Here is a 6401-nt window from a genome sequence, read left to right as displayed (position 1 = left end):
CACGCCGCCAGCGTTCGTCCTGAGCCAGGATCAAACTCTCCGTTGAAGACTCTCGAAACACCCGAAGGTGAATCAGAAATATCTAACTAGAGTCCGAAAACCTAGCAAAGCCAAACACCAGCAAAAAGATTCGCTGTTGTTTTCAATGTCCAACCTTCCAACCGGGGGGTATGAAAGGCTGGAACCAATAATAATATTGGCACTGACATTCATCGACACACTATTGAGTTCTCAAAGAACACACGCACAAGCTTCCACCCGCAACATTTCGTAGGGGCTTCGGCAGGGCAAGGGTTCATACTTTAGCGCAGGCAACCCATCGAAGCAAGTCCGGAGGCTGTAACCCTGCACACATGATCAGTCAGGCGCTCATCGTCCTACCTCGTTTCCCTGCACCATCCGCCAGCCTCGAGAGGCTCAGCAGTTCGGCACCGGGTCGGTGTCCGTGTCGCTCTGACTCGAATTAAGTTACGCAGCCACGAACGCGAAGTCAAATCGCCTGGTAGATCCGGCGTTTCCCCAGTTCGCCACACCTTCAACGAGCCAGCGAACGACCGCAACGGCGCCGACTGGAGATCCGGGATACACCCGGTCGCAGACGGCGACCCCTTGGCAACTGATCGTACGTCCAGCTGCAATCGCTCTCTAAACCTTTGCCAACCTGCTGACATGATATGCCGCACATAGACAGCAGGACCCCTCCGATATACAGTTTGCCGACCTTCAGCAATTTCTCAGTTAACACAAGGGAAGGGGGGACGAGAGGTGACAGAGGATCTCGACTCGGTCGAACGTCGCGCCTGGAGCGCGGTGCTCACCCTCGCAATGCGGGTGCCGAGCGCGCTCGACTCGCGACTGCAACGCGAGTTCGGCGTCACCCATTTCGAGTACCGGGTCATGGCGCTGCTGCTCGAGGCGCCGGACCATCGGATGCGGTTGAGCCTGCTCGCCGCGCGCGGGCACGGGTCCATCTCCCGGCTCTCCCATGTGGTGTCCAAGCTGGAACGGGTCGGCTGGGCCAAGCGCGCCACCGCGGAATCGGGGCGCGGCGTCGACGCGGTCCTCACCGAGAGCGGGCTGGCCAAGGTGGCCGAGACGACGCCGGAGTATCTCCTCGCGGTGCGCCGCCTGGTCATGGACGGACTCGACGGGCCGGAGAAGGCCGAGCTGGCGAGACTCGGCGAACGGCTGTCCGACCATCTGGTCGGCACCCTGGGTGACGCGCACGAACCACCGGCCGGGTACTGACGCACAACGCCGCCCCGGTCGATGACCGGGGCGGCGTTCGTGTCGCTGCGCTGGGTTCAGGCGTCGTGCGGGCGCCAGGTGGCCACCGCCCAGATCACCACGATGTTGATGATGATGATCAGGATCGACCACCACGGGTAGTACGGCAGCCACAGGAAGTTCGCGATGATCGAGATAGCGGCGATCACCATCGCCAACACCCGTCCCCACGTCTGACCGGCCAGCAGGCCGATCGCGACGATCAACGCGATGGCACCGAAAATGATGTGCCACCAGCCCCAGGTCGTCAGGTCGAACTGGTAGAGGTACTCGGGACCAACGACGATGAGATCGTCCTTGGCGACAGCCGAGATACCTTCGAGGATCTGCAGAACACCGACCACCGCCAGCAGGATTCCGGCGCCGATGGAGGTTCCTGCCGCGATTCCCTCGCGCACCGGGTGCTGATTCTGAACTGTCATCGCTCGGCCTTCCCGTCAGGTCAACGGACGTGCCACCACGGCACACGCCAACGGTAGAAACCCGACGGGGCCGCGCGCCTCATCCGTTGTGGGTGAACTCGCCTACGCGACGGACCGGGCGCAACGTCTTGCCGAGATCGGTGCGCAGGGTGATCAGCGCGTCGAGCAGATAGTTCTGCCTGACCCGCCACGGATGCTTGTCGCCCTGGCGGGGGAACGCAGCGATCGAGCGCAGGATGTAGCCGGCGTTCAGGTCGAGCAGCGGACGCTCGGTGAGCGAACCCTTCGGCTCGGGCACGACGGCGGGGACCCCGGTGCGGTCGATGTGGGCCAGGACTTTGCAGACCAGGCGCGAGGTGAGATCGGCGCGCAGCGTCCACGAGGCGTTGGTGTAGCCGACGCAGATCGCGAAATTGGGCAGGCCGGTCAGCATCGCGCCCTGCCAGACGAACTGGTCCGACAGCGGGACCGGGGTGCCGTCGACCTCGGGGGCGATGCCGCCGAACGCGAGCAGCCGCAGGCCGGTCGCGGTCACCACGATGTCGGCGGGCAGGATCTTGCCGGATTCGAGCTGGATGCCCTCGGGGACGAACCGGTCGATCCGGTCGGTGACCACCGCGGCTTTGCCCTTCTTCATCGCCTTGAAGAAGTCGGCGTCGGGCGCGGCGCACAGGCGCTGGTCCCACGGGTCGTAGTCGGGGGTGAAGTGCTCGGCGACCAGTTTGTCGTCTTTGAGGATGCGGGTGGTGAGGCCGGTCAGCAGCTTGCGCGCGGCGGCGGGGCGGCGACGGCAGTACTGGTAGAAACCGATGTTGAACAGGATGTTCTTGGTCCTGATCAGCCGGTGCGCGAGTCCGGCAGGCAGTAGCTCGCGAATCTTGTCGGCCTGCTTGTCGCGACCGGGAACGGCGCTGATCCAGGTGGGGGTGCGCTGCAGCATGGTGACGTGCTCGGCCTCGTCGGCCAGGGAGGGCACCAGGGTGACCGCGGTCGCGCCGCTGCCGATGACGACGATCCGCTTGTCGCGCACGTCGAGGTCGGCAGGCCAGAACTGCGGGTGCACGATGGTGCCCGCGAAGTCGTCGCGACCGGCGAATTCGGGGGTGTGCGGCTGCTGGTAGTCGTAGTAGCCGGCGCAGGTGTAGAGGAAACCGCAGGTCAGGGTGCTCAGCTCGGGACCGTCGGGGCCGTCGTGGGCGATGGTGAGCTGCCAGCGCGCCCGCGCCGACGACCAGTCCGCGCCGATCACCCGCGACCCGAAGCGGATGCGCCGGTCGATGCCGTTCTCGTGCGCGGTCTCGCGGATGTAGTCCAGGATCGACGCGCCGTCGGCGATCGAGCGGGCCGCGCGCCACGGCTTGAACGGATAGCCGAGGGTGAACATGTCCGAGTCCGAGCGGATACCCGGATACCGGAAAAGGTCCCAGGTACCGCCGAGATCGGCGCGGGCCTCGAGGATCGCGTAACTGCGGTGGGGGTGTTCGGTCTGCAGCCGATAGGCGGCCCCGATACCGGACAATCCCGCGCCGACGATGACGACGTCGAGGTGTTCGGGGGCAACGGCGGAGTCGGTCATAGCTCCAGTGTGCCTGGCGACACATCGCGAGGTGAAGGCAGTGTTTCGCTATCCTCGACGCAGTGTCGATCTTTCGGCGTGCGGGATGGTTGCTCGTCGGCGCACTTGTCATCACGCTGGGTACCGCGGTCGCCGGGTGGCCCGTGTACGTCCAGCCGCAGGTGGACCCGCTGCGCCCCGCCGATGTGATCGTCGTCCTCGGCGGCACTCCCTACGAACGTTTCGACCTCGGGATCGAGCTCGCCGAGCGTGGCTACGCGCCCGAGGTGCTGATCTCGCAGTCCACCGGACCCGACGATCCGCTGATGGACAAGTACTGCGGCGGCCGATTCGCCTTCCGTGTCTCGTGTTTCGTGCCCGATCCGTGGACGACCGACGGTGAGGCACGCGAAATCGTGCGGCGAGCAACGATTTACGGGTGGCGGCACATCATCGTGGTCACCTTCACTCCGCACGTCTCGCGTGCCCGCTACATCGTCGGCCGGTGTTTCGACGGCGAGATCACCATGGTCGCCAGCCCCACCGAGTCCGGGCTCGGGTTCTGGTCGTGGATGTACGTGCGCCAATCGGCCGGATACATCAGGGCTTTCGTGAACCAGCATTGTGAGACCTCCGGAAATTCCGCGTCCCGGCTTCTAGAGTGACACCAATGCGCGGCCGGGTGCCGGGCCGCGCGGGTGGCACGGGCGAGAGGACCGCCGATGCTTGTCGAGGATCTGCGCACCGTCGGAGACGACGCGCTGCGCGCCCAGATCTGCGTCATCGGCTCGGGCCCGGCCGGACTGACCGTGGCCACCGAACTGGCCGCGGCGGGCTTGCAGGTGCTGGTCCTGGAGAGCGGTGACCACGAAATAGGGCCCACCGAGGCCGAATTCGCCGCCATCGACAGTGTCGGTGCGGCACGGCTGCCACCCGACCGGATCGCGGGCAGCCGGGTCCTCGGCGGCAGCTCGCGGGTCTGGGCCGGACGCTGCGGCGTGCTCGACGACCTCGACTTCGCCACCCGGCCGTGGGTGCGGCGATCGGGCTGGCCGATCGATGCGGCCGAGCTGCGTCCCTACACCGAACGCGCCGCCGCCCATGCCGGGCTCGGGCACGGCACGGGATTCACCGACGCCGAGTTCTGGCCGCTCGCCGGACGTCCGGCGCCTGCCGCCGCCGTCGACACCGGGTCGCTGCGCCCGTACTTCTGGCAGATCAGCCGTGATCCGGTCGACCGGTTCGACTGCAAACGGTGGGGCAGGCTGGTGCGCGACATCACCGCGCCGACCGCACGGGTGCTGGTGAACGCGACCGTCACCCACCTCGACACCGATGCCACCGGCGCGCACGTGAACTCGGTCGAGGTGACCGGCGCCGGTGGCCGGGTTCGCACCGTCGAGGCGCGGATCTTCGTGCTCGCGGCGGGCGGGATCGACACCCCACGCCTGCTGCTGGCCTCGCGGCGCACCGTTCCCGGTGGCATCGGGAACCGATACGACCAGGTGGGGCGGTATCTGATCGACCATCGCAGCGGCGTGGTCGGCACGCTGTCCGCCGCCGTCGCCGGTGCGGCGCTGGCCCGGTTCGGCAAGTACGTGGTCAAGGGTCCGCGGGGCAGGCATACCTTCCTGCACGGCCTTGCCCTGTCGCAGGAGATCCAGCGCAGGGAATCGCTGCTGAACTGCGCGCTGTGGTTGCAGGAGGTCACCGCGCCCGACGATCCGTGGGACGCCGTCAAACGGGTGCTGAGCGGGCGAGCGGAGTGGAACGACGCGCGAATCATGCTGTCGGACACCAGGTTGCTGCTGGCAGGTGCCCGGCGCAGGCTGATCGACGGTGTCGGGTTGCCGCACCGGCTCACCGGTGTCGAGGTGTGGACGATGGTCGAACAGGCGCCGGATCCGGACAGCCGGGTGCGTCTGTCGGAGCGGACCGACCCGGTGGGAATGCCACTGCCGCAGGTGGATTGGCGGATCGGCGAGCGGGAGGACGCGACCGTCCGGCGGGCGACGGCGCTGCTGGCAGCCGAGTTCGCCCGGCTCGGGCTGCCCACGCCGCAGATCGCGCCCGCGGCGCTGCCCGGCAGTACCGAGCCGCTACCGCTGGCCGACCGGGCGCATCCGAGTGGCACCACCAGGATGTCCGCCGACCCGCGGCACGGGGTGGTCGACCGGCACTGCCGGGTGCACGGCGTCGACAACCTCTACATCGCGGGCAGTTCGGTCTTCCCGACGAACGGCCACGTCAACCCGACACTGACCGTGCTCGCACTGGCGGTGCGCTTGGGCGACACCCTGCGCGCCAGGCTGCGCGTCCCGCGCTGATCCGCCGGACCACCCGATCGGCCCGGCAGGGTGCGTGACCGCGCGTCCCGCGCTGATCCGGTATCGCTCCCGATTAGGCTGGACGGGTGCAGGACTCGTCACCGACCGCCCATCCGCACGAACCCCATGCCGAAGGGCTCGCGTCCCGGTTGAACTGGCTGCGCGCCGGGGTACTCGGCGCGAACGACGGCATCGTGTCCACCGCCGGTCTGGTGGTCGGTGTCGCGGCGACCACGAACGATGCCCACACCCTCCTCACCGCGGGCGTGGCCGGACTTGTCGCGGGCGCGATCTCGATGGCGGCGGGCGAGTACGTGTCGGTGAGCACTCAGCGGGATTCGGAGAAGGCCCTGCTCGCCAAGGAGCGCAGGGAGCTGGCCGACGATCCGGCAGCGGAACTGGCCGAGCTGATCGGGATCTACGAGGCCAAGGGGCTGAGTCCGGCGACCGCCCGCACGGTGGCCGAGGAACTCACCGCCCACGACGCGTTCGCCGCGCACGCCGAGGCCGAGCTCAAGCTCGACCCGGACGAGCTCACCAATCCGTGGGCGGCGGCGATCTCCTCCGCGATCGCGTTCACCTGCGGCGCGCTGTTGCCGCTGCTGGCGATCGTGCTGCCGCCGGCGCAGTGGCGGGTGCCGGTGACCTTCGCCGCTGTGCTCATCGCGCTGGCCCTCACCGGGTCGGTGAGCGCGGGCCTCGGCGGCAGTCATCGCGGTAGAGCGGTGGTGCGGGTGGTGATCGGCGGTGCGCTGGCGATGGCGGTCACCTATGCGATCGGCTCGCTCACCGACACGATCGCCGGCTGAG

At 67.6% G+C, this 6401-nt stretch carries 6 protein-coding genes; 4 read left to right on the top strand and 2 right to left on the bottom strand.

What is annotated here, in order from left to right:
* The first annotated feature begins 765 nt into the window (after positions 1–765).
* Positions 766–1248, top strand: a complete 483-nt coding sequence (locus IEY60_RS34515) for a MarR family winged helix-turn-helix transcriptional regulator (RefSeq protein ID WP_189034748.1) — start codon at positions 766–768, stop codon at positions 1246–1248.
* Between the two features lie 56 nt (positions 1249–1304).
* Here the strand turns inward: IEY60_RS34515 and IEY60_RS34510 are convergent, their stop codons facing one another.
* A complete protein-coding gene (locus tag IEY60_RS34510) occupies positions 1305–1709 on the bottom strand; it encodes a DUF7144 family membrane protein (RefSeq protein WP_189034747.1) in 405 nt (134 codons plus the stop codon).
* Positions 1710–1788: 79 nt separating this feature from the next.
* Positions 1789–3285 carry a flavin-containing monooxygenase gene (locus IEY60_RS34505; protein WP_189034746.1) on the bottom strand — a complete coding sequence of 499 codons (1497 nt, stop codon included), beginning with the start codon at positions 3283–3285 and terminating at the stop codon, positions 1789–1791.
* Positions 3286–3353: 68 nt separating this feature from the next.
* On the opposite strand from IEY60_RS34505, the gene IEY60_RS34500 reads away from it, so the two are divergent.
* From IEY60_RS34500 to IEY60_RS34490, 3 genes are all read left to right on the top strand, one after another.
* Positions 3354–3929, top strand: coding sequence for a YdcF family protein (locus IEY60_RS34500; protein ID WP_373291810.1), 576 nt, complete (start codon positions 3354–3356; stop codon positions 3927–3929).
* A 57-nt stretch (positions 3930–3986) separates the two neighbouring features.
* On the top strand, positions 3987–5591 hold the full coding sequence (locus IEY60_RS34495; RefSeq protein WP_189034745.1) for a GMC oxidoreductase: 1605 nt from the start codon (positions 3987–3989) through the stop codon (positions 5589–5591).
* A gap of 86 nt (positions 5592–5677) precedes the next feature.
* The gene (locus IEY60_RS34490) at positions 5678–6400 is read left to right on the top strand and encodes a VIT1/CCC1 transporter family protein (protein WP_189034744.1); all 723 of its coding nucleotides are present in this window, start codon (positions 5678–5680) and stop codon (positions 6398–6400) included.
* Position 6401: the final 1 nt, after the last annotated feature.

This window comes from Nocardia rhizosphaerihabitans (genome assembly GCF_014646295.1).
GTDB classification, from domain to species: Bacteria; Actinomycetota; Actinomycetes; order Mycobacteriales; family Mycobacteriaceae; genus Nocardia; species Nocardia rhizosphaerihabitans.
Note: the sequence above shows the minus strand (reverse complement) of the source record. Positions and strands in the feature narration are given on the sequence as shown.